The organism is Brevundimonas kwangchunensis, from assembly GCF_039523815.1.
In the GTDB taxonomy this organism is placed as follows: domain Bacteria; phylum Pseudomonadota; class Alphaproteobacteria; order Caulobacterales; family Caulobacteraceae; genus Brevundimonas; species Brevundimonas kwangchunensis.
Window position 1 is genome coordinate 645,127 of record NZ_BAAAGA010000005.1, and the last position, 22,207, is coordinate 667,333.

At 68.4% G+C, this 22,207-nt stretch carries 19 protein-coding genes; 15 read left to right on the top strand and 4 right to left on the bottom strand.

The features are described 5' to 3' along the window. The first annotated feature begins 53 nt into the window (after positions 1 to 53). Complete coding sequence (locus ABDZ95_RS12380) at positions 54 to 182, top strand: hypothetical protein (protein ID WP_343794175.1); 129 nt, start codon at positions 54 to 56, stop codon at positions 180 to 182. A gap of 46 nt (positions 183 to 228) precedes the next feature. Here the strand turns inward: ABDZ95_RS12380 and ABDZ95_RS12385 are convergent, their stop codons facing one another. Further along, the gene (locus ABDZ95_RS12385; RefSeq protein WP_343794177.1) at positions 229 to 1,626 is read right to left on the bottom strand and encodes an ABC transporter permease; all 1,398 of its coding nucleotides are present in this window, start codon (positions 1,624 to 1,626) and stop codon (positions 229 to 231) included. Then, positions 1,623 to 2,588, bottom strand: a complete 966-nt coding sequence (locus tag ABDZ95_RS12390) for an ABC transporter ATP-binding protein (protein WP_343794179.1) — start codon at positions 2,586 to 2,588, stop codon at positions 1,623 to 1,625. The genes ABDZ95_RS12385 and ABDZ95_RS12390 overlap by 4 nt, the downstream gene beginning before the upstream one ends. Before the next feature lie 145 nt (positions 2,589 to 2,733). Here ABDZ95_RS12390 and ABDZ95_RS12395 point away from each other — a divergent pair, with 145 nt between their 5' ends. The 7 genes from ABDZ95_RS12395 (at position 2,734) to ABDZ95_RS12425 (ending at position 10,170) form a co-directional block, all read left to right on the top strand. Further along, entirely contained in the window at positions 2,734 to 4,173 is a 1,440-nt protein-coding gene (locus ABDZ95_RS12395; protein ID WP_343794181.1) for a sensor histidine kinase, read from the top strand. 117 nt (positions 4,174 to 4,290) lie between these two features. Beyond that, positions 4,291 to 5,721, top strand: coding sequence for a phosphate ABC transporter permease subunit PstC (gene pstC / locus ABDZ95_RS12400; protein WP_343794183.1), 1,431 nt, complete (start codon positions 4,291 to 4,293; stop codon positions 5,719 to 5,721). Next, complete coding sequence (gene pstA / locus ABDZ95_RS12405) at positions 5,714 to 7,012, top strand: phosphate ABC transporter permease PstA (protein WP_343794185.1); 1,299 nt, start codon at positions 5,714 to 5,716, stop codon at positions 7,010 to 7,012. Before pstC ends, pstA begins: the two co-directional genes overlap by 8 nt. 5 nt (positions 7,013 to 7,017) lie before the next feature. After that, on the top strand, positions 7,018 to 7,884 hold the full coding sequence (gene pstB / locus ABDZ95_RS12410; RefSeq protein WP_343794187.1) for a phosphate ABC transporter ATP-binding protein PstB: 867 nt from the start codon (positions 7,018 to 7,020) through the stop codon (positions 7,882 to 7,884). Beyond that, positions 7,884 to 8,594: a phosphate signaling complex protein PhoU gene (phoU, locus tag ABDZ95_RS12415; RefSeq protein ID WP_343794189.1), complete on the top strand. Its 711-nt coding sequence runs from the start codon at positions 7,884 to 7,886 to the stop codon at positions 8,592 to 8,594. Before pstB ends, phoU begins: the two co-directional genes overlap by 1 nt. A gap of 21 nt (positions 8,595 to 8,615) precedes the next feature. Continuing rightward, a complete protein-coding gene (phoB, locus tag ABDZ95_RS12420) occupies positions 8,616 to 9,305 on the top strand; it encodes a phosphate regulon transcriptional regulator PhoB (RefSeq protein WP_343794191.1) in 690 nt (229 codons plus the stop codon). A 142-nt stretch (positions 9,306 to 9,447) separates the two neighbouring features. After that, entirely contained in the window at positions 9,448 to 10,170 is a 723-nt protein-coding gene (locus ABDZ95_RS12425; RefSeq protein WP_343794193.1) for an MBL fold metallo-hydrolase, read from the top strand. On the opposite strand, the gene ABDZ95_RS12430 is transcribed toward ABDZ95_RS12425, so the two are convergent. Then, the gene (locus ABDZ95_RS12430) at positions 10,162 to 11,037 is read right to left on the bottom strand and encodes a bile acid:sodium symporter family protein (RefSeq protein WP_343794195.1); all 876 of its coding nucleotides are present in this window, start codon (positions 11,035 to 11,037) and stop codon (positions 10,162 to 10,164) included. The genes ABDZ95_RS12425 and ABDZ95_RS12430 overlap by 9 nt on opposite strands. Positions 11,038 to 11,199: 162 nt before the next feature. Here ABDZ95_RS12430 and ABDZ95_RS12435 point away from each other — a divergent pair, with 162 nt between their 5' ends. From ABDZ95_RS12435 to ABDZ95_RS12450, 4 genes are all read left to right on the top strand, one after another. Next, complete coding sequence (locus ABDZ95_RS12435) at positions 11,200 to 13,035, top strand: gamma-glutamyltransferase family protein (protein ID WP_343794197.1); 1,836 nt, start codon at positions 11,200 to 11,202, stop codon at positions 13,033 to 13,035. A gap of 87 nt (positions 13,036 to 13,122) precedes the next feature. Further along, complete coding sequence (locus ABDZ95_RS12440) at positions 13,123 to 13,842, top strand: CPBP family intramembrane glutamic endopeptidase, BDIM_20840 family (protein WP_343794199.1); 720 nt, start codon at positions 13,123 to 13,125, stop codon at positions 13,840 to 13,842. A 75-nt stretch (positions 13,843 to 13,917) separates the two neighbouring features. Further along, positions 13,918 to 14,715, top strand: coding sequence for a hypothetical protein (locus ABDZ95_RS12445; protein WP_343794201.1), 798 nt, complete (start codon positions 13,918 to 13,920; stop codon positions 14,713 to 14,715). A 244-nt stretch (positions 14,716 to 14,959) separates the two neighbouring features. After that, positions 14,960 to 15,691 (top strand): SPFH domain-containing protein, encoded by a 732-nt coding sequence (locus tag ABDZ95_RS12450; protein ID WP_343794203.1) that lies wholly within the window; start codon positions 14,960 to 14,962, stop codon positions 15,689 to 15,691. On the opposite strand, the gene ABDZ95_RS12455 is transcribed toward ABDZ95_RS12450, so the two are convergent. After that, complete coding sequence (locus ABDZ95_RS12455) at positions 15,688 to 16,623, bottom strand: Hsp33 family molecular chaperone (protein ID WP_343794205.1); 936 nt, start codon at positions 16,621 to 16,623, stop codon at positions 15,688 to 15,690. The two genes, ABDZ95_RS12450 and ABDZ95_RS12455, sit on opposite strands and share 4 nt — an antisense overlap. Positions 16,624 to 16,773: 150 nt before the next feature. Between ABDZ95_RS12455 and ABDZ95_RS12460 the strand changes: the two genes are divergently transcribed. From ABDZ95_RS12460 to ABDZ95_RS12475, 3 genes are all read left to right on the top strand, one after another. Beyond that, complete coding sequence (locus ABDZ95_RS12460) at positions 16,774 to 18,180, top strand: SDR family oxidoreductase (protein WP_343794207.1); 1,407 nt, start codon at positions 16,774 to 16,776, stop codon at positions 18,178 to 18,180. A gap of 156 nt (positions 18,181 to 18,336) precedes the next feature. After that, positions 18,337 to 20,229, top strand: coding sequence for a phosphoglycerate dehydrogenase (gene serA / locus ABDZ95_RS15345; protein ID WP_425542989.1), 1,893 nt, complete (start codon positions 18,337 to 18,339; stop codon positions 20,227 to 20,229). 89 nt (positions 20,230 to 20,318) lie between these two features. Further along, a complete protein-coding gene (locus ABDZ95_RS12475) occupies positions 20,319 to 22,154 on the top strand; it encodes an autotransporter domain-containing protein (RefSeq protein ID WP_343794209.1) in 1,836 nt (611 codons plus the stop codon). Positions 22,155 to 22,207: the final 53 nt, after the last annotated feature.

Below are 22,207 nucleotides of genomic sequence, written 5' to 3' on the forward strand. Positions count from 1 at the left end.
TGCGACACGATCTCCGATTGCCAAGATCGCAGTCATCGCGTGAAGATTGCGCCATGAAAGACATGACCCTGAAGGCCCTGTTCGTTATCGGCGGCGCGGTTCTGGCGGTCTCAGCCATCTGCGTGGTGTCGATCCCGGTCGTCTACTGTTTCAGCGAGGGCTTCACCCGCTGGCCCTGGTAGGCCGAAGCCCCTCCACCGTCCGACCGACGGCAGAGGGGCCACAGACCTAGTTCCCCCCGCCGCGGATCGCGCCGGCGAAGCTCTTCCAGCTCAGCTTCACGTCCGACAGGGCGCCCGCACGGAACGCGCGGCCCGACAGCCACATCATGAACAGGGCGAAGGCGAACATCCCGCCCATCGCGCCGATCAGCTCGATCATCGGCGGATCGGACGGCAGACGCGCCATCATGATGAAGGGCGTGAAGAAGGGGATCAGCGACAGGATGCGGATGACCGGCGCGTCCGGCGTGCTCATCGCCATCGACATGGTCATCATCGGGATGATCAGGATCATCATGATCGGTCCCATCAGGGTCTGGGCGTCCCGCGGCGTCTCGCAGAAGGCGCCGATGGCCGCGAACAACACCGCGTACATCATGTAGCCGCCGACCATGAAGGCCACGAACCAGCCCAGCATCCCGCCACTCAGCAGGATGTCGCCGACCATACCAGCCTGCTCGGGCGCCGCCGTGATCAGGCCTGCCGCGCCGATCGAACCCCAACCGATCAGCACCGTCAGCGTCAGCATGGCCACGCCCAGCACCTTGCCCGTAAGGATTTCCATGGGCGAGGCGGAGGACAGCAGCACCTCCAGGATCTTGTTCGACTTCTCCTCCATGACGCTGTTCAGAAGGATGGAGGCGCCGGTAATGATCAGGGACCACAGAAGGAACCCGCCGATCATACCCATCAGGGTCGGCAGCTTGTCGCGAAACGACACTTCGCCCCCGCTTTGCGAACGCGGCGAGAAGACCGCGATGTTCGGCCGGAACTGCTCGGTCGTCTCGACCACCGACGGATTGATCCCGGCGCCTTCGAAGACCGTCTTGCGGTTGGCAGCCCGCAGGGCGTCGCGAACGAAGTCCTCAACCGTGTCGTCCGTCGCGCGCGCCGCCCAGACGCGGGCGGCCGGTCCCCCGGCATCGCGCGTCAGGAAGACGACGGCGTCCAGACGTTGATCCTTGGGCGTGTCGTCCCCCAGCCAACGGCGGACGGCCTCGTCCTGCGCGTCGCCGGGTGCGGCGCTGGCGATATCCGCCGGCGTCTCGACGATCCGCAGGCGCGGACGCGACAGGGACGCGAACGCGCCCTTGGTGGCGCCGCCGCCCGCAGCGGCCGGCACGCCGGTCGATTTCTCGGCCGCCTCGGCGACCTGACGCTCGCGTTCCTGACGCCGGTCGGCGTCACGGCGCAGGGCGTCCTGGATCGAAGCGGCGAGGCCCACGGCCTGCGGCCCCTCCTCGATGATGGCCACCGCGCGCACAGGCTCGGACGAGCGAATCAGAAGCGGCACCGCGCCGCCCAGCACGGCGAACAACGGGAAGGCCAGCAGGGACAGCCAGAAGCCGACCGTCTTGGCATAGGCGCCGTACTCGCGGCGCGCGATCAGGAAGGTGCGGTTCATCGGGCGGCCTCCTGACCGGTCGGTTTCACGGACTGGTCGACATCGGGACGCACGCCCGTCAGATCGATGAAGGCGTCATGCAGGCTGGGTTCGCGCAGGTCGAAGCGGCGAACGTCCAGTCCGCCGAGGAAAGCGGCCTTCAGGGCCTCCTGCCCGCGACCGCCCTGCCCCATCGCCGCCTTGAGCACGCGCACGCCGTCACCGTGGTCGGAGACGATCTCCACCTCGCTGACGCCCGGCAGGCTTGCGACCTGGTCGGGCGAGATCGCGCCTTCCAGTTCGAGGAACCGGCGAGAGGTCGAACGCGCCTCCTCGACCGTGCCCTCGAACGCCTTCTGTCCGCGCGCCAGCAGCACCACCCGGTCGCAAAGGCGCTCGGCGTGCTGCATGACGTGGGTCGAGAACAGAACCGTGGCCCCGTCCGCGGCCAGACCGCGGATCATCTTCTCCAGTCCCTGCTGGTTCACCGGGTCCAGCCCCGAGAACGGCTCGTCCAGAATCACGAACTCCGGCCGATGCACGACCGAGGCGATCAGCTGGACCTTCTGGGCCATACCCTTGGACAGCTCCTTCATCTTCTTGCGGCTGGAGCCGCCGAGGCCCTGGGCCTCCAGCATTTCCTTCGCCCGCTTGCGGCCCTCATTGAGGGGCACGCCCTTCAGCGCACCGAAGAAGGCGATCGCATCGACCGGCGTCATCTTCTTGTAGAGACCGCGCTCTTCCGGGAGGAAGCCGATGCGGTCGCGCACCTTGCGTCCGTCGTCGGCGCCGAGGATCTCGATCCGCCCCGCCGTCGCCGGCTGCAGGCCCAGGATCATCCGGATGGTCGAGGTCTTGCCCGCCCCGTTCGGTCCCAGAAAGCCGCAAATCGCGCCCTTCTGAACCTGGAAGCTGAGATCGCGCACGGCCTGGAACTCGCCGTACCGCTTGCTCACACCCTCCAGCGTCAATGCCGCCGTCATATGCCCTCCACTAAAACTTCCGCTTGTGTGGACGGTAAGCGATGTAAAGGACGTTTGACAACCCGCGATGACGGATATGGATCATTTGTCATGATATCCGTGCCATTGTCATGAGAGAGCCGAGTCGAACTCGCCGGACGCGTGCATGCCCCTCGATATGACCCCCTCCCCCGTCGCGCCGCCCGCCGCGTCCCGTCTGTGGACCGCGGGCGCCAGCGCAGGCGTTTCAGTGGCGGTGCTGGTCACGCTGTCGGTTCTGCATTGGGAGTTGGCCCCTGTCCTGCTGACAACGGCCGCAGCGGTGTCACTCGCGACCTGGGCCGTGAACCGTCGACGCCCGGCGAGTCGGCCAGCTTCTGTCCTCAAGGAAACGGCGGCCGAGCCGGTCAACGCCATCGACCATGCCCTGCTGGACAGCGCCTTCGAGGCGCTTGCCGATCCCGTCATCGTCGTCTCGGGCGGCGAGGCGGACGATATCGCGGGCCGCCGGATCGTGCTGGCCAACGCCGCCGCCCGTGACCTCTTCCGCATCCAGCGCGAGGGCGCCTTGCTGGTCTCGGCCCTTCGCGAACCCTCGGTGCTGGAGGCCCTGGACGAAGCCCTGTTCGGCAGCATCGCCCGCACCACGGACTATTCCGGCGTCGGCGCCCAGACCCGTCACTGGCGCGCGCTGACCCGTCCGCTGCCCTCGCGCGCCGACCGGCCGCTGGCCTTGCTGGTGCTCCGCGACGAGACCGACGTGCGTCGTATGGAGTTGATGCGCGTCGACTTCCTCGCCAACGCCAGTCACGAGCTGAAGACCCCCTTGGCCTCGCTCGCCGGCTTCATCGAGACGCTCAAGGGCCACGCCCGCGACGACGAAAAGGCCCGCGACCGCTTCCTCGACATCATGTCAATCCAGGCCGACCGCATGAGCCGTCTGGTCGCCGACCTGCTGTCCCTCAGCCGCATCGAGCTGAACGAGCATATCCCGCCGTCCGGCCGCGTCGATCTGGCCCGCGCGACTGTCGATGTCATGGACGCCGTCAGCATCCTGTCCGCCGAGCGCGACGTGAAGGTGCGCCTCGACGGCCGCGACCTGTCCGCTCCGATCAACGGCGACCGGGACGAGATCATCCAGGTCATCCAGAACCTCGTCGACAACGCGATCAAATATTCGCCCTCCGGAGATTCGGTCGAGATCGTCATCCAGCCCGAGGTCGGTGTGGACGCCGCATCGGCGCCATGGTCCGGCGGCGCGCGCGAGGGGGGCGTCACCCGCCTGCCGCTGGTCACCCCCGATCGTGAGCCCGGCCAGCGCTACGCCGCCCTGATCGTCCGCGACCACGGCCCGGGCATGGCGCGCGAGCACCTGCCCCGCCTGACCGAGCGCTTCTATCGCGTGGAAGGTCAGAAGAGCGGGGAACGTTCCGGAACAGGTCTCGGCCTGGCCATCGTGAAGCATATCGTGAACCGCCATCGCGGCGGTCTGACCGTTGAAAGCGCCCCGGGCCAGGGCGCGACCTTCACCGCCTATTTCCCGCTGTGTCAGAGCGGTCCGCGACAGACTGGTGACGGCGGGAAGACGGCGCGCCCGACGCCGTAACAGAACTGTCACGCAGCCGTCTTAATCCGAAGACCATTCCGGGGCAGTTTCCGCGCCGGGGCGAACCGGGTGACCGGACCCGTCCCGATTCCCTCCCGGCTCCCTTCCCGGATCGCGATGACCTGGCTTTTCCTGCCGATCCTGCTCGCCGCCGCCGTGGGCGCGTGGTTCGCCGCGCGCGCTCTGGCGCGCCGTCGTTCCGCGGGTGAGCGCGCCCATTCGCGTCCGAACCAGCACGGCGCCTATGCCCTGATCTGGACCGCGGTGCCGGCGCTCGTGGTTCTGTTCGCCGCCTCGATCTTCTCCGGCCCGGTCCAACACCAGCTGATGGCCTCCGGCGCGCCCGAAGCGGTGCAGCAGCTCGAGCCCTTCCGTCGCCAGGCCTTCTACTCTGATGCCAACGCCGTCGGCGCGGGTCGCCCGGCCGTCCAGATCTGGGCCGCCCCCTACGCCGAGCTCCTGCCGTCCGAAGGCCGCCGCGCCGCAAGGATCGACATGATGCTCAGCCTCGGCGGCATCGTCGCCGCCGCGCTGGCCGCCGTCCTCGGCGCCCTGTTCGTCTTCAGCCAGATCCGCCCGGGCCTGCGCGCCCGCAACCGCGTCGAGGGCTGGATCGTCGGCGTCCTGTTCTTCTGCTCGGCCGTCGCCGTCCTGACCACCGTCGGCATCATCGCCTCGCTGGTCTACGACTCGACGCGCTTCTTCAGCTCCGTACCGATCACCGAATTCCTGTTCGGCACCCAGTGGAGCCCGCAGACCGCCATACGCGCCGACCAGGTCGGTTCCTCGGGCGCCTTCGGGGCCCTGCCGCTGTTCGCCGGCACTTTCCTGATCATGATCATCGCCATGACGGTGGCGGCGCCGATCGGCCTGTTCTCGGCCATCTATCTGTCGGAGTACGCCGGCCCGACCTTCCGCGCGACGGTCAAGCCGATCCTCGAGATCCTCGCCGGCGTCCCCACCGTCGTCTACGGCTTCTTCGCCGCCCTGACCGTCGGCCCGGCTATGCGGGTCTTCTTCAACACCATCGGCAGCTGGTTCGTCGGCGGTCCGCTGGACGGCCTCGGCCAGTATCTGATGCTGGTCCAGAACCAGATGGCCCTCGTCGCCGGCGGCGTGATGGGCATCATGCTGATCCCCTTCGTCAGCTCCCTTTCGGACGACATCATCAACGCCGTGCCCCAGTCGCTGCGCGACGGCTCCTACGCCATGGGCGCGACCAAGTCCGAGACCGTGACCCGCGTGCTGCTGCCCGCCGCCCTGCCCGGCGTCGCCGGCGCCATGTTGCTGGCCGTCTCGCGCGCCATCGGCGAGACCATGATCGTGACCATGGCTGCCGGCCTGGCCGCCCGCCTGACCCTGAACCCGCTCGAGACGGTGACCACGGTGACCGTGCAGATCGTCACTCTGCTGACCGGCGACCAGGAGTTCAACAGCCCCAAGACGCTCTCGGCCTTCGGCCTGGGCCTGACCCTGTTCCTGGTCACCCTGCTGCTGAACATCGTCGCCCAGCGCATCGTCCAGACCTATCGGCAGCAGTATGACTGATACGGCCCACGACACCCCCGTCGCCGACGCCGCCCGCGTGGATCGCCTGCGTTCAGGCCTGAAGCGTCGCTATGCGCGCGAGACCCGCTTCCGCCTGTACGGCCTCCTGGCCATCGGCATCGCGGTCGGCTTCCTGCTGCTGCTGCTGGGCCGGATCATCGATCAGGGCCACACGGCATTCTATACGAACACCGTCACCGTGCCGGTCTACATGGACCCGGCCCGCGTGAACGCCGCCTACCCGCAGGGCACCAACTTCGAGCAGCTGGTCGCCGAGCAACAGCTGCGCCGCATGAACATCGTCGATGATGAGCAGGGCACGAAGGCTTCGGCAATGCGCCGCCTGTTCTCGTCAGAGCTGAAGTTCGTCGCCGCCGAACGGGTCCAGCGCCAGCCGTCGCTAATCGGCCAGACGGTGACCATCGCCGCCCCGGTCTCGGACGACGCCGACCTGTACTTCAAGGGCAAGATCAAGCGCGACACGCCCTCGGATCAGCGCCGCCTGAGCGATGAGCAGCTCACCTGGCTCGACGACATGAAGACCGCCGGTCAGGTCTCGGCCCACTTCAATGCCGGCCTGTTCCAGCGCGGCGACTCGACCGAGCCGGAGCTGGCCGGCGTGCTGGGCGCCGTCATCGGCTCGGCCATGATGCTGCTGGTCACCGCCCTGATCGCCATTCCGCTGGGCGTCGGCGCGGCCCTGTACCTTGAGGAGTTCGCTCCGAAGAACCGGATCACGGACATCATCGAGGTCAACATCAACAACCTCGCCGCCGTGCCGTCGATCATCTACGGCCTGCTGGGTCTGGCCCTGTTCATCAACTGGATGCACCTGCCGCGCGCCAGCCCGCTGGTCGGAGGTCTGGTGCTGGCCCTGATGGCCCTGCCGACCATCATCATCGCCACGCGCTCGTCGCTGAAGGCCGTGCCGCCCTCGATCCGCGAGGCCGCCCTGGCCATGGGCGCCTCGAAGACCCAGACCGTCTTCCAGCACACCCTGCCGCTGGCCATGCCGGGCGTCATGACCGGCGCCATCATCTCCATGGCTCACGCCTTGGGCGAGACCGCTCCGCTGCTGCTGATCGGCATGGTCAGCTTCGTGCCGGGCCTGCCCCACAGCCTCGTCGAGCCCGCGGGCGCCCTGCCCTCGCTCGTCTACATCTGGGAGAACGCGTCCGAACGCGCCTTCCACGAGCGGACCGCCGCTGCGATCCTGGTCCTGCTCGCCTTCATGATCGTCATGAACGCCGCCGCCATCCTGCTGCGCCGGCGCTTCGAACGCCGGTGGTAACTCCCATGTTCTCAAGGATTTTCCGCGCTCCCGAGGGCGACAACGGCGCAGCCCCGACGGCCGACGCTCCGGTCGTGGCCGCCCCGACCGTGACCCACGGCTCGGCGCCCGTCGGCCCGACCAAGATCGCCGCGCGCGACGTCTCCGTCTTCTACGGCGGCAAGCAGGCGCTGTACGATGTCTCGCTGGACATCCCCGACAAGACCGTCACCGCCCTGATCGGCCCATCGGGCTGCGGCAAGTCGACCTTCCTGCGGACGATGAACCGCATGAACGACACCATCTCGCACGCCAAGGTCACCGGTCGGATCGAGATGGACGGCGAGGACATCAACGCCAGGTCGGTCGATCCGGTGCTGCTGCGCGCCCGCGTCGGCATGGTGTTCCAGAAGCCGAACCCCTTCCCCAAAACGATCTATGAGAACGTCGCCTACGGCCCGCGCATCCACGGCCTCGCCTCCTCGAAGAGCGAGCTCGACGGCGTGGTCGAGATCTCGCTGAAGCGCGCCGGCCTGTGGGACGAGGTCGCCGACCGGCTGCACTCTCCGGGCACCGGCCTGTCGGGTGGCCAGCAGCAACGCCTGGTCATCGCCCGCGCCATCGCGGTCGAGCCTGAAGTCATCCTGATGGACGAGCCCTGCTCGGCCCTGGACCCGATCGCCACCGCCAAGATCGAGGAACTGATCGACGAGCTGCGCGAGCGCTACTGCATCGTCATCGTCACCCACTCGATGGCCCAGGCCGCCCGCGTCTCGCAGCGCACCGCCTTCTTCCACCTGGGTCGTCTGGTCGAGACCGGCGACACCGAGGAAATCTTCACGAATCCCCGCGAGCGGCGCACCCTCGACTACATCACGGGGCGCTTCGGCTGATGAACCAGCACACCGTCAAGGCCTATGGGGACGAGCTGAACCAGCTGACCGCCGAGGTCGCCCGCATGGGCGGTTTGGCCGAAGCCCAGGTCGCCGACGCCGTCGAGTCCGTCGCCCGTCGCGACGTGGCCCTCGCAAAGGCTGTCGTGGAACGCGATGGCCGTCTCGACGGCATGCACCGCGAGATCGAGAAGAAGGCCATCCGCCTGATCGCCCTGCGCCAGCCGGTCGCCTCCGACCTGCGCCGCACCCTCGCCGCCATGAAGCTGGCGGTGGATCTGGAGCGCACCGGCGACTTGGCCAAGAACATCGCCAAGCGCGCGCTGATCCTCGCCGAAGGCGAGCCGATGCAGCCGCTGACCCGCTCGATCGAGCGCATGGGCCGGCTGGTGTCGATGCGCCTGCGCGACGTTCTGGATGCCTACGCCGTGGGCGAGGTCGACCGCGCCATCGCCGTCTGGAACACGGACGACGAGGTGGACGAGCACTACAACGCCCTGTTCCGCGAGCTGCTGACCTACATGATGGGCGACCCGCGCACGATCAGCGCCTGCACCCATCTGCTGTTCATGGCCAAGAACCTTGAGCGCATCGGCGACCACGCGACCAACATCGCCGAGACCATTCACTACGAGATCACCGGCACCGAGTTCACGGGCGAACGCCCGCGCTGGAACCCGGATTCCGAAACCGACGTCCCCTCGGCCTGAGCCTGACCGGAGAGCCCTGACGTGCAGCCCTATGTTCTGGTGATGGAAGACGAGGACGCGCTGGCGACGCTGCTGTCCTACAACCTCGAAAAAGAGGGCTACAAGGTCGTCGTCGCCTCGGATGGCGAGGAAGGCATGATCCAGATCGACGAGCGTCTGCCCGACCTCGTCCTGCTGGACTGGATGCTGCCCAAGCTGTCCGGCATCGAGGTCTGCCGCCGCATCCGTGGCCGGCCCGAGACCCGCAATCTGCCGATCATCATGCTGACCGCGCGCGGCGAGGAAACCGACCGCGTGCGCGGCCTCGACACCGGCGCGGACGACTATCTGACCAAGCCCTTCTCGATGACCGAGCTGACGGCCCGCATCCGCGCGGTGCTGCGCCGCATCCGTCCGGGTCTGGCCGACGACCGCATCAGCCACGGCGACATCGTCATCGACCGTGTCGCGCACCGCGTGCGCCGCGCCGGCAACGAGATCCACCTCGGGCCGACCGAGTTCCGCCTGCTGGATCACTTCATGCAGCACCCGGGCCGGGTCTTCAGCCGCGAACAGCTGCTGGACGCCGTCTGGGGCTCGGACGTCTATGTCGAGGCCCGCACGGTGGACGTCCACGTCGGCCGCCTGCGCAAGGCCCTGAACGTCGACGGCACGGTCAACCCGATCCGCACCGTCCGCTCGGCCGGCTACTCGCTCGATCTGGGCGGCTGATCCCGCGGGCGACCAACGCCCCTTCTGCAGCGACCGGCTACCGACCGAAGCGCCTAACCGGCGCCGTCGAACGAACAGCCGCGCCCGACGCTGATCACTGTGGCTCCCGGCGGCGCGTTGTCCGCGTACCGGGACGCTCTCCATGCGCACGACCGCCAGCGGCTGGCAGGTGATCGACGACGACGCCTGCATTCTGGTACACCCCTACCGGTTCGACGGCGAGGCGACGGCCAACTGCTTCATCGCGAGGATGGCCAACGGCCAGCTGCTGGTCATCAGCCCCGGCTGCGACATGCCCGAGGCGGCGATCCGGGAGATCGGCCGCTACGGCCAGGTCGGCGCGCTGCTGGCCAACAACGGCATGCACTGGAAGGGACTGGAGGAGTGGAAGGCCCGCTTTCCCCGCGCCCGCGTCTTCGCCTCGGCCGATGCCGCGCACCGCATCCGAAAGCAGACCTCGAACGCGCCACGGTTCGAACCACTCGCCGGACTGACGCCGTTGCTGGGCGACACCATCATCGTCACCGAAATGCCCGCCTCGCGCATCGGCGAGACCTGGACCGTCGTCCGCAGGCGGCAGGGGGCGGTCTGGTTCGCCTCGGACCTGCTGACCAATATACCAAGGCTCACCGGGCCCCTGCTGATGCGCTGGCTGTTTCGCCTGACCAGCAGCGGCCCGGGCTTGAGGGTCTTCCACCTCGCCATGATGACCACCGCCCATGACAGGAAGCGGATGCTGTCACAGCTTCTGGCCGGCCTGACCCGCTTCCCGCCCGCCGTGATCGTCCCCTCGCACGGCGACGTGCTGCACGGCCCCGGCGTCATGGACACCGCCCGCGGACTGGTCATGAAAGCCTTACGATGAGGCTTCCGGGGTCTTCGGCGCGCCCCGCGTGATCAGCATGCCGAATGCCGCCGCCAGCGGGAACATCAGCACGCCATAGACCGCCGCCGGCAGGGACATGTCCGCATTCTGAAGCACCGACCGGGCGATCACGATCGCCAGCGTCGCGTTGTGCAGCCCGACCTCGAAGGCGCTGGCGATCGACTGCGGCCGATCGATCTTCAGCAGGCGCGGAACGATGAAGCCGATCGCGAGGCTCAGCACGCAGAAGGTCACGACCACCCCGGCCAGAGCGCCGAGATTGGCCATCAAGACGTCGAACTGGGCCGACACCGCGCCGATGATGACCAGCGTCAGGATCACCACCGAGGCGATGCGCACCGGCTTGTCCATCGCCGCCGCGAAGGACGGCTTCAGCCCTCGCACCAGCATCCCCAGCCCCACCGGAGCCAGCACGATCACGAATACCTCGATCGTCTTGGCCAGTTGCAGCCCGACCTGCCCCTCGCCGGGGTTGAAGTAGGCCAGCGCCAGATTGGTCACGATCGGCAGGGTGATCACGGCCACGACCGAGTTGATCGCCGTCAGGCTGATGTTCAGGGCCACGTCGCCGCGGAACAGATGGCTGTAGAGATTGGCCGTCGTCCCGCCCGGTGAGGCCGCCAGCAGCATCATGCCGACCGCCAGCACCGGCGGCAGGTTGAACGCCAGCACCAGCCCGAAGCAGACCACCGGCAGCAGGATCAGCTGGCAAGCCAGGGCCACCGCCACCGCCTTGGGCCGCCGTCCGATGCGGGCGAAGTCGCCGGGCGTCAGGCTGAGCCCCAGCCCGAACATGATGATCCCCAGCGCGATCGGCAGGCCGATGACGGTGATGGCTGAACCCATGAGCGTGTCCCCCTCGGCGCTGTTGCGCGCCGTTGGGGCGAGCCTGTCACGACATTTCTGACGCGACCAGAGGCGCCATGCCGCATGCTCCGTCCCCCGACGGCTTCACAGCGCCCCCGAAACCGCTACGGTCCCTTCCCTCAGTTCAGAGGGAGTCCGCCCATGCGCCGCCGTACCTTCCTGTCGACCCTGCCCGCCGGAGCGCTTCTGGCCGGCGCCGGAGCGGCCGGCGCACAGACCCCGCCGCCCGCACCGCAACCCGCTGCTGCCGCCCAAGGCCGCCCGCCCGAGCGTTTCCCGGGCGTGGGCATCGGCGATCGCATCACCGGTCCGAAATTCGTCGGCCGCTCGACGGCCTGGGGTGGCAACGGCGCCGCGGCCTCGGCCCATCCGGTCGCCACCCTGATCGGCATCGAGACGCTGAAGCGCGGCGGCTCCGCCATCGACGCCGCCATCGCCATCAACGCCGCGCTGGGCTTCCTCGAGCCCGTCGCCAACGGCATCGGCGGCGACGCCTTCTGCATGCTGTGGGACCCGGCCCAGCGGAAGGTCGTCGGCTTCAATGGCTCGGGCAACAGCCCGCTTGGCCTGTCGCTGGAGAGCGCCCGCTCGAAGGCCCGACCCAACGGCCTGCTGCCCTCCTACGGCGCGGTCACCGTCAACGTCCCCGGCACGGTCGACGCCTGGTGGGCGGCGCACCAGCGCTACGGCAAGCTGCCTTGGCGCGAGGTCCTGCTGCCGGTCGCCGAGCTGTGCGAGCAGGGCGTGCCCGTGCCGCAGGTGATCGCCTGGTACCTCGAGCGCAACATGGCGAACTTCGACCGATCGTCTGCGATCATCGAGGAAAACGACAACCGCAAGCGGGTCTACATGCCCGGCGGCGCGACGCCGAAGGTCGGCCAGATGTTCGCCAACCCGGACCTCGGCCGCACCTATCGCATGATCGCCGAACAAGGCCGCGACGCCTTCTATGAAGGCCCGCTGGCCGACGCCATGGCCGGCTATTTCCGCCGCATCGGCGGCTGGCTGAACAAGGCCGACCTGTCCGCCCACTCCACCGAATGGGTCGAGCCGATCCGCACCGACTATCGCGGCGTCGACGTCTATGGCCTCGGTCCGAACACACAGGGCCTGTCGACCAACCAGATCCTGAACATCTGCGAGCAGTTCGACCTGCGCGGCATGGGCTTCCAGTCCGCCGCATCGATCCACCACCAGGCCGAGGCCAAGCGGCTGGCCTTCGAGGATCGGGCCAAGTGGTTCGCCGACCAGCGCTTCAGCCGCACTCCCGTCGAGTATCTGAACTCCAAGGCCTACGCCGCCGAGCGCGCCCGCCTGATCCGCCCCGACCGCGTCATGGACCGCGCCTTCCCGGGCGACGCCCCGACCCAGGGCGACACCACCTATTTCAGCGTCGCCGACAAGGACGGCATGATGGTCAGCTGGATCCAGTCCAACTACCGCGGCATGGGCTCGGGTCTGGTGCCGGACGACGGAAATGGCGGCACTTTGGGCTTCATGTTCCAGGATCGCGGCGAGCTGTTCGCCCTGACCGACGGTCATCCGAACGTCTACGCCCCGGGCAAACGGCCCTTCCACACCATCATCCCCGGCTTCGCGGTCAAGGACGGCAATCCGTGGATGGCCTTCGGCGTCATGGGCGGCGGGATGCAGCCGCAGGGTCAGGCCCAGATCATCATCAACATGGTCGACTACGGCCTGGATCCGCAGGAGGCCGGCGACGCCCCGCGCTGGCAGCACTATGGCTCGTCCGAGCCCACCGGCGAGGCCGCCGAGGGCGTCGGCCGCCTGCATCTGGAATCCGGCGTGCCCGAAGCCAGCAAGCGCCAGCTGGAAGCCATGGGCTGGACCCTCGGCCCGCCCGACGGCGGCTTCGGCGGCTACCAGAACGTGGTCATGCAACAGAACCCCGACGGCCGCTGGACCTACGGCGCAGCCACCGAGATGCGCAAGGACGGCGTGGCGCTGGCGTACTGACGCCCGCCTTACCGCGATTTCATCTTCTCGCCCGCATCCACAGCCGCGCTTCGCCGCCTCCTGTCCTGAACGGAGCGGGAGGGCGACATGCCGGATGCGATCATGGTTCTGGCCGGCTGGCTGGGTTTGACGGCGGCGGCGGCGCTGGTCTGCGTCGTCGCGTGCAAGGGGCGGGTGAAGTGGGGCTGGCTGCTGTCGGCGCTCGCCCTGATGGCGATCTACGACGCCCTGCTGACACGCGGCTACGGCCACATCCCGATCAGCTTCTGGCCGTCCAGCTGGAACTGGGAGGGCAAGAACCTCGCCGTCCTGCTGTCCCTGATCGTCGCCAGCCTGCCGATGATCGGCTGGAAGAAGGCGGGTCTGACGCTGAAGCAGGACCGCAAGGGCCTGACGGGGGCCCTGATCCTGTCCGGCGCCCTCGTCGCCCTCTTCCTCGGACTGGCGCTCTACTTCCCGACGCCCCCGCTGGACGTCGACGAACTTGCCTTCCAGATGACCATGCCGGGGCTGGACGAGGAGCTCTTCTACCGCGGCGTCCTGTTGCTGATGTTCAACGAGGCGTTCGGCCGCCCCGTCCGCCTGCTGGGCGCACAGATGGGCTGGGGCGCGCTGGTCACCTCGGTCGCCTTCGGCCTGACCCATGCGCTGGGCTACGACGACGGTGGCTTCACCTTCGAGCCCCTGCTGATGGCCACCACCGGCGGTGCGGCGCTGTTGCTGGTCTGGCTGCGCGAGAAGACGGGCAGCGTCCTTTTGCCGGTTCTGCTCCACAACTTCGGCAACGCCATCTTCCTCGTCGTCTGAGCCACAGCGTCGCCATATTGACCGGCGAGCGTTCGACACGCGCCGGTCGAGCGGCGCTGTAAGCGGGGGAATACGATGCTCGAACTGCTCGCGACGGTCAGCCTTCTGGCCGCCCAGCCCGCCTGCGCTCCGCCGGAGGGCTTCGCCGCCCTGCTGGAAATGCCGAAATCCTACATCGCCATTGGCAAGGCCCACGGCACCACCGAGGCGCCGGCGGCCTTTGCGCAGATGGTCTGCGCCGCCAGCGAGCAAGGCCCGGTCACGGTGGCGCTGGAGCTTCCCGTCGTCATGCAGCCCCAACTCGACGCCTTCCTCGCCGCGCCCGACGAGGCATCCGCGCTCGCAGCGCTGGAGGGCACGCATTTCCTCAATCCGCGCATGAACGACGGACGTAGCAGCGTGGCCATGCTGGCGATGTTGAACACCGTGCGAGAGCTGCGTATCGCCGGCCGCGACGTCGCCTTCCACGCCTTCCAGCCGACCCGGTCACGCCCGCAAGGCTTCAGCCAGGCCTGGTACGAGCTCGACATGGGCCATGCCCTCGCCAGCGCCATCCACGAACGCCCTGACGCCAAGGTTCTGGCCATCGTCGGCAACCTGCATGCCCGCAAGACGGCGTTCGCACGCTGGCCCGAGGTCGGCGTCCCGGCCGCCGGCCACCTCCCCTCCGCTGATGTCCTGACCTTGCGCGTATCCCAGCAGGGCGGCGAGGAATGGAACTGCCAGTCAGAGTGCGGGGTGAACGTCTCGCGTGGCGTGGAGGATCAAGGTCGCTTCGGCGTGATCCTCGAACCGGACGGGGACGGCGCCTACGACGGCCGTCTGGCGCTGGGTCCATCGACCGCCTCGCCGCCGATACGCCCCGCACCCTGATCCGGCTTTACCTCCGGACCGGCCCCGCATAGCCTCGGCCTGCGGTCAGTCCCGCACCAACGCCTCCCTCAGGCGCGACGCTCCAGTGGGGCGCGGCCAGCCGCAATGAGGGGAGCGTTTCCCTGTCACGGAACAGAAAAGGAAGCTCCCGGCGCTCGCCGAGAGGCAAACGGACAGGAGGCCCTGCGGGCTACGCGCCCCCGCCTCCGGCCCCGTGGCGCCGGGACTTCTGACTGGAGATAGAATGGTGCTCATCGTTATCGCCAGCGTCGTCGGTGTCGCCGTCCTGATCGCCTTGGCCTCCTTCCGCACCATCCGCGTCAGCCCGTGGGAACAGGGCGTCCTGTATGTCGACGACGGCTTCGAGCGGATGCTGCCGCCCGGCCGGCACCGGATCGTCGGCCTCGGGCGCAAGCTGTACGTTCACCGCGTACAGACGGGGCCGATTTACATGCAGATCGGGCCAGTCGAGGCCGTCACCTCCGACCGCCTCCCCATCCGCCTGTCGGCGACCGTCGTCTATGAAATCACGGACATACAGGCCTCGCTCAGCCACCCGGCGTCCGAGGCCGTCCGCCTTTCGGTCAGCCAGTCGCTGATCGCGCTGGGCTCGCGGCACACTCTGGACGAGCTCCTCACCCGCACGGCCGCGACGGAAGAGCCGCTGCGCCTTGAGGTCGAGCCCCTCGTCGGTCCGGCGAAGATCGTCGGACTGGTGTTGGCCGGCGTCATCATGCCGCCCGAGCTGCGTCGCGCCGTGACCGAGGTCGAGCGCGCCCGGCTTGAGGGACAGGCCACGCTGGAGCGGGCGCGCGGAGAGCACGCGGCCCTGCGCTCGCTGGCCAACGCCGCCCGGCTGCTCAAGGACAATCCCGAGCTGATGAACCTGCGGATGCTTCAGGCGGTCGGAACGGCGGGCAAGGGCGCCACCCTGGTGATCGGTGACGGCGCCCTCGTCCGGTCCAGCGGAGCCTAGTCGGCCGCCGCCGCTGCGGCGACCGCCTCTTCCGGATCGATAGCGTAGACCGTCGCGCAATACTCGCAGGTCACCCGGATTTTGCCGTCGTCCTCGACCATGTCGGCGCGCTCGGCCGGGTCGAACGAACCCAGCACGGCTGCAATGCGATCCTTCGAGCAACGGCACTGGGCCGTCAGCGGACGCGCATCCTCCAGCCGCACCCCGTCCTCGTGGAACAGGCGGAACAGCAGGGTCTCCGGCGAGATGGTCGGATCCAGCAGTTCATCGTCGGCCAGGGTCTGGAACAGCGCGCGGCTGCGATCCCAGGCCTCTTCCGTCGAACCTCGCGCGGCGTCGCCGGCGATCAGCTGGATCAGGGCGCCGCCAGCGCGCCAGCTACGGCCGCTGTCGGTCATGATCTCGCCGACCGCCAGATGCACCCGCGTCGGGATCTGCTCGGACTGCTGGAAATAGTGCTCGGCCGCCAGCGACAGGCTCTCACCCTCGATCGGCGTGATGCCTTGGGTGCGCTCGAAGTCCGCGCCCCGATCCAGCGTCATGACGAACATGCCCTGCCCCAGCAGCGCCTTGGCGCCCGGGCGAGCGAAGCCTTCCGACGCGGCCGCGACCTCGTCCGGATCGAACCGGCAATAGCCGCGCAGCGTCCCGTCGGTGCCGTAGTCGGCCACGACGTAGCGCACGGGCCCATCGCCCTGCGCCTGCACCAGCAGACGGCCCTCGAACTTCAGGCTGGAGCCCAGGATGGCGGCCAGCACGCAGGCCTCGCCCAACAGGGCCGCGACGGGCTCGGGATAGGCGTGGGCGGACAGGATTTTGTCGATGGCCTCGCCCAGACGCACCAGACGACCCCGCACCGGCCAGCCCTCGATCTGGAAGGCGGCGGCGAGGTTGTCGGAAGGCGTGGGCGCGGCTTGCGCGTGATCGGTCACGGGCGGTCCTCGATAAGACAATGATACGGAAGCGCCGCTAGATAGGCGTCCGCCACGGCTTTGGTAAGGCCCCGACCTCTCCGGCCCGGCTTGCCCGTCCCCGGAATGGCGAGGATAGTGGCCGGGCGGCGCGAAGCACCCCGGATTCCCATGACCAGAGCCAACCTCAAGCCCCTGAACAAACAGTCGATCGTCATCACAGGCGCGACCTCCGGGATCGGGCTGGCGGTTGCGCGCCGGGCGGCGAAGCGCGGGGCCTGCGTCTTCCTGATCGCCCGTGGTGAGAACGACCTGAGGGCCCTGTGCGAGGAGCTGCAGGCCACCGGAGCCCGCGCCGCCTGGGCCGTCGCCGATGTCGCCGACTTCGACGCCCTGTCCGAGGCCGCCGACAAATGTCGTCGCCTGTTCGGCGGCTTCGACACCTGGATCAACAATGCCGGCGTCTCGATCTTCGGCCCGATCCGCGAGACTACGCTGGAGGACCAGCGCCGCCTGTTCGAGACCAATTACTGGGGCGTTGTGAACGGCTCCCTCGTCGCCGCGGAGCATCTTCGCAAACGCTACGACGGCGGGGCGATCATCAATGTCGGCTCCACCCTGTCCGACGCCCCGGTGCCGGTTCAGGGGGTCTATTCGGCGTCCAAACATGCGGTGAAGGGCTTTACCAACGCCCTGCGCATGGAGCTGATCCGCGAGCAGGCGCCCATCACTTTGTCGCTGGTCAAACCGTCTGCGGTCGACAGCCCCTACAGCCGCCACGCCCGCAACTTGACCGGTCAGGCGGTGCAGAACCCCCAGCCGGTCTATGCGACCCATGTGGTGGCCGACACTATTCTGTACTGCGCCAGCCATCCGATCCGCGAGATCACCGTGGGTGGCGGCGGGCGTCTGATCGCCAGCTTCTACGCGGCCCTGCCCGGTCTGGCGGAACCTCTTTTCGCGCGGTTCGCTCCTAAGCTCATGCGGGACCGTCGTTCCGCCTATGAGCCGTATGACGACGGGCTGTACGACCCGACCGAGGACGGCCTCGATGAAGAGGTTCACTATCCCATGGTTCGACAGTTTTCCGCCCTCGCCGAAGTCCGCAAACACCCCGGCATCGCCACAGGCGTCGTCGCGGTGCTGGCCGGCGTCGGTCTGGCCACCCTGCTGCTGAACCAGCGGACCGGCCCGACCCGGTTGCAGGCCATCCGCAGCCGCATCGACCCGCGCGACTGGATCGACACCCAGTCCCTGCGCGGCCGTTTCGACGACATCGTCGAGACCGCCCGCCACGGTCTGGAAGAGGCCGGTGACCGCGCGCACGAGTTCACCGACGACGCCCGCGACCGCTCGCGCCGCTGGTTCCGCGATACGCGAAAGTCGTCGCGTAAAGCTCTGAAGAAACACGGCAAGCAGGCGCGCCGATATGCCCGTGACGCCGGCGACTACGCCCGCGACCACGCCAGGGAAGGCGGGGCCCTGATCGCCTTGGCGACCATCGCCGCCGCCGTCGGCGCCGCAGCCCTCGACGCCCGTCGCCCCGACAGCCGCCTGCGCAGCCTCGGCAAATTCTGACACGACAGTTTCTGACGCATCACGGCGTTAGACAGGCGTCGGTCGCTTTCATGCGGCCGACGCCTTTTTCGTACTTCCGGACGACTCACACGCGTTTTCCCGGAGTCCGGAAATCACTCGATTGCTGCAACTGCGAAGGTGGGCCAAGGTCACGGTATGAACGATGCGGCCACCTACATCTTCGACTTCGATTCCACCCTCGTCCGGATCGAGACGCTCGAGGCCCTGGCCGACATCGCCCTGGCCGGATCGCCAGATGCGGCAGAGGTCCGCGCCGAGATCGCCCGCCTTACCGATCAGGCCATGGCCGGCGAGGTCGCCTTCGGCGAGGCCCTGCGCCGCCGTCTCGCCCTGCTGCCCCTGACCCGTGACCACGTGCAGGCCTTGGCCGACCGCATCCTCGACGAGGGCACGCCGTCCCTCCGCAAGAACCTCGCCTTCTTCCGCGCCCACGCGGACCGCATCGTCATCCTGTCAGGCGGCTTCCGCGAGATCATCGCCCCCGTCGCCGAGCGACTGGGCGTCGCCCCGGATCGGGTTCTGGCCAATGACCTGCTCTACGACGCCGAGGGCCGCGTCGCCGGCGTTGACCCGGCCAATCCCCTGTCCGAGGCCGGCGGCAAGCCTGCGGTCATCCGCGCCCTGGGCCTGACCGGACCGGTGGTCATGGTCGGCGACGGCTGGAACGACGCCGAGGTCAAACAGGCCGGCGCGGCCGACCGCTTCTACGCCTTCACCGAGATCGTCCGTCGCGAGCCCGTGGTCTCCGCCGCCGACGCCGAAGCCGCCTCCATCGACGAACTCCTCCACGCCGAGGGTCTGGCGGGGCGCTGGTCCTACCCGCGCAGCCGGATGCGCATCCTGCTGCTCGAGAACGTCCATCCAGCCGCCGTCGATCGGCTCGAGGAAGCCGGCTACACGGTCGAGACGGTCAAGGGCGCGCTCGGCGAGGACGAACTGATCGAGCGCATCAAGGGCGTCCACGTTCTGGGCGTCCGCTCCAAGACCCAGGTCAGCGACCGTGTGCTGGACGCCGCGGACAAGCTGATGGCCGTCGCCGCCTTCTGCATCGGCACCAACCAGATCGACCTCGCCGCCGCCGCCGACCGCGGCGTGGCCGTCTTCAACGCCCCCTACTCCAATACTCGCTCGGTGGTGGAACTGGCCGTCGGCCTGACCATCGCCCTGATGCGCGACGTGTCCGACAAGTCCGCCGCCATGCATCGCGGCGAGTGGAACAAGTCCGCGACCGGCTCACGCGAGCTGCGCGGCAAGACCCTCGGCATCGTCGGCTATGGCGCGATCGGCAGCCAGCTGTCCGTGCTGGCCGAGGCGCTGGGCATGCGGGTCATCTTCCACGACCTGACCGAGCGCCTGGCCCTCGGAAACGCCCGCCGGATGTCCTCGCTGGACGCCCTGCTGGCCGAGAGCGACGTCGTCACCCTCCATGTCGACGGCCGGGTCGAGAACACCAACATCTTCGGCGCGGCACAGCTGGCGCGCATGAAGGACGGCGCCCTGCTGCTCAACCTGTCGCGTGGCCACATCGTCGACATCGGGGCGCTCGCCCAGGCGCTGGGCTCGGGCCGCATCGGCGGCGCGGCTCTTGATGTCTTCCCCGATGAGCCTGCCACCAACGCCGATCCGTTCGACAGCCCGCTCCGCGGCCTGAAGAACGTCATCCTGACGCCACATATCGGCGGGTCCACCGAGGAAGCGCAGGAAGCCATCGGCGAATTCGCCGCCGACCGCCTGCTGGCCTATCTGAACCGCGGCGACACGACCTTCTGCGTGAACCTTCCCAACGTTCAGCTAGCCGAGGTCTCGGGCGCCCACCGCCTGCTGCACATCCACCGCAACCAGCCCGGCGTCCTCGCCGATCTGAACCGGGCCATCGCGGGCGCCGGCCTGAACATCCTGGGACAACATCTGAAGACGGACGAACGCACCGGCTACGTCATCATCGACGTTGAGAGCGGCTACGATCCGGAAGCGCTCCGGGTGCTGAGGAGTGTTGCGGGCACGCTTCGTTTCCGAAGCCTGTACTGAATCCTTACCCGACGGCATCTTGCGCACGCGCAAAACGGGCGCAGAGTGCCCCCAACGGTCGCGTTTTGACGACCGAGGGAGGATCGCCAATGTCTCGTTTCCTGCGCACCGTCGCAGCCACTGCGCTCGCCGTCGCGGCCCTTGGGGCCACTGCCGGGGCCGCCAGCGCCCAGAGCTACAGCCGCCTCGTCGTCTTCGGCGACAGCCTCAGCGACAACGGCAATCTGTACGCCGCCACCGCCGGCGCCCAGCCGCTCTCGCCACCCTACTTCCAGGGTCGATTCTCGAACGGGCCGGTGTTCACGGAACTGCTGGGCTTCAACGCCGGGCGTTTCACCGCCGGTGCGCCCGTAACGGGCAGCGTCAACTACGCCTTCGGCGGAGCCCGAACCGACTTCACCGCCAGCCCTCCGGGCATGCGTGCCCAGCTGGCCGCCTATCAGGGCGCAGGCGGGACCTTCGGACGCAGCGATCTCGTCAGCGTTCTGGGCGGCGCCAACAACATCTTCCAGGCCTTCCCCGCTGCAGCAGCCTCGCCCACCACGGCCCAGGGCGTGATGGGCTCGGTCGCCACGGCCGCGGCCGCCGACATCAACACCATCGTCAACTCGATCGCCGGCGCCGGGGCAGGGACCATTCTGGTCACCAACCTGCCGCGCCTTGGCATCACGCCCCAGTTCTCCCCGAACAACCCGCTTGTCGGCGCCGCCGGTTCGACGCTGGCGGACTTCTCGGGCACCACGTTCAACAGCGCGCTCGCCGCCGGCCTGAACGCCACGGCGGCGGCGCGTCCGGGCACGAACATCATCCTTATGGACCTGTACAAGACCAGCGACGTGCTGGCGTCGAGTCCGGGACGCTTCGGGCTGACCAACGTCACCGCGCCCTGCTTCAACGGCGTGACGGTTTGCGCCACGCCCGACACCTATCTGTACTGGGACGGCGTGCATCCGACGGCGGCTGGCCATCGCCTGATCGCGCGCCTCGCCAACGATTATCTGTATTACGGGGACATCGGCGCGCAGTCGGCTGTTCAGGGCGAGACCGCCTTCCGCCAACGCGAGGATCTGCTGGATCTGGCGTCCGAAACTATGGCCGGACGTGACGCCTGGCAGTCGGGAACGCGCATGACGTTCGGCGCCATCGTCGATAGCGTCGAGACGGACGCTCGCGGCTCCGTTGCGGCATCCGAGGCCAATGGCTGGGGCGGTCGCCTCGCGCTCGATCACGTGGTCAACGATGGCTTCCGGTTCGGCCTGTCCGGCGTCTTCCGCACCGCCGACGTCGAGGCCGGCGCCATGACCTTCGACGTCGAGACCTACGCGTTCGACATGTGGGCGGGCATGCGATCCGGCGACATGTTCCTGAACGCAGCCGTCGGCGGCTCGATCGATCAGTATGACGACATCCGACGCCTGACGTCGCTGGCGCCGATCGTCCATGCGGGCGAAACCGACGGCGGCAGCCTCGGCGCACGGGTCCAGGGCGGCATGTGGTTCGACATGGGCGGCATCGCCCTGTCGCCTCGCGCGGCGATCAGCTGGGTGTCGACCGACGTCAATGGCTATTCGGAAACCGGCACGGCCGCAGAGTATCGCTACATGGATCGCACCCTGCAGTCGGCATCGGGCGAGGTCTCGCTGCGAGCAGAAGGCGGCGGCAACGGCTTCACCTTCTTCATCGAAGGCGGCTACCGCGACACCTTCGCCGACAGCAGCGATGCGGTCGGCGTCGGCATTGCCGGCAATCCTGCCCAAGTGCTCTACCGCGAGGTCGAGGATCCGTTCGGCGGCTCGATGCTGGCCCAGGCCGGTATCGAGGCGGACATGGGACCGGGCAAGCTCACCATCGCCTACCGCGGCCGCTTCGGCGACGCGGCGGACAGCCATGTCGGTGGCGTCAGCTACACGATCCCGCTGAACTGAGCCTGGAGCTCCGAAGCACTGGAGGGCGCGCGGTTCGCCGCGCGCCCTTCTTC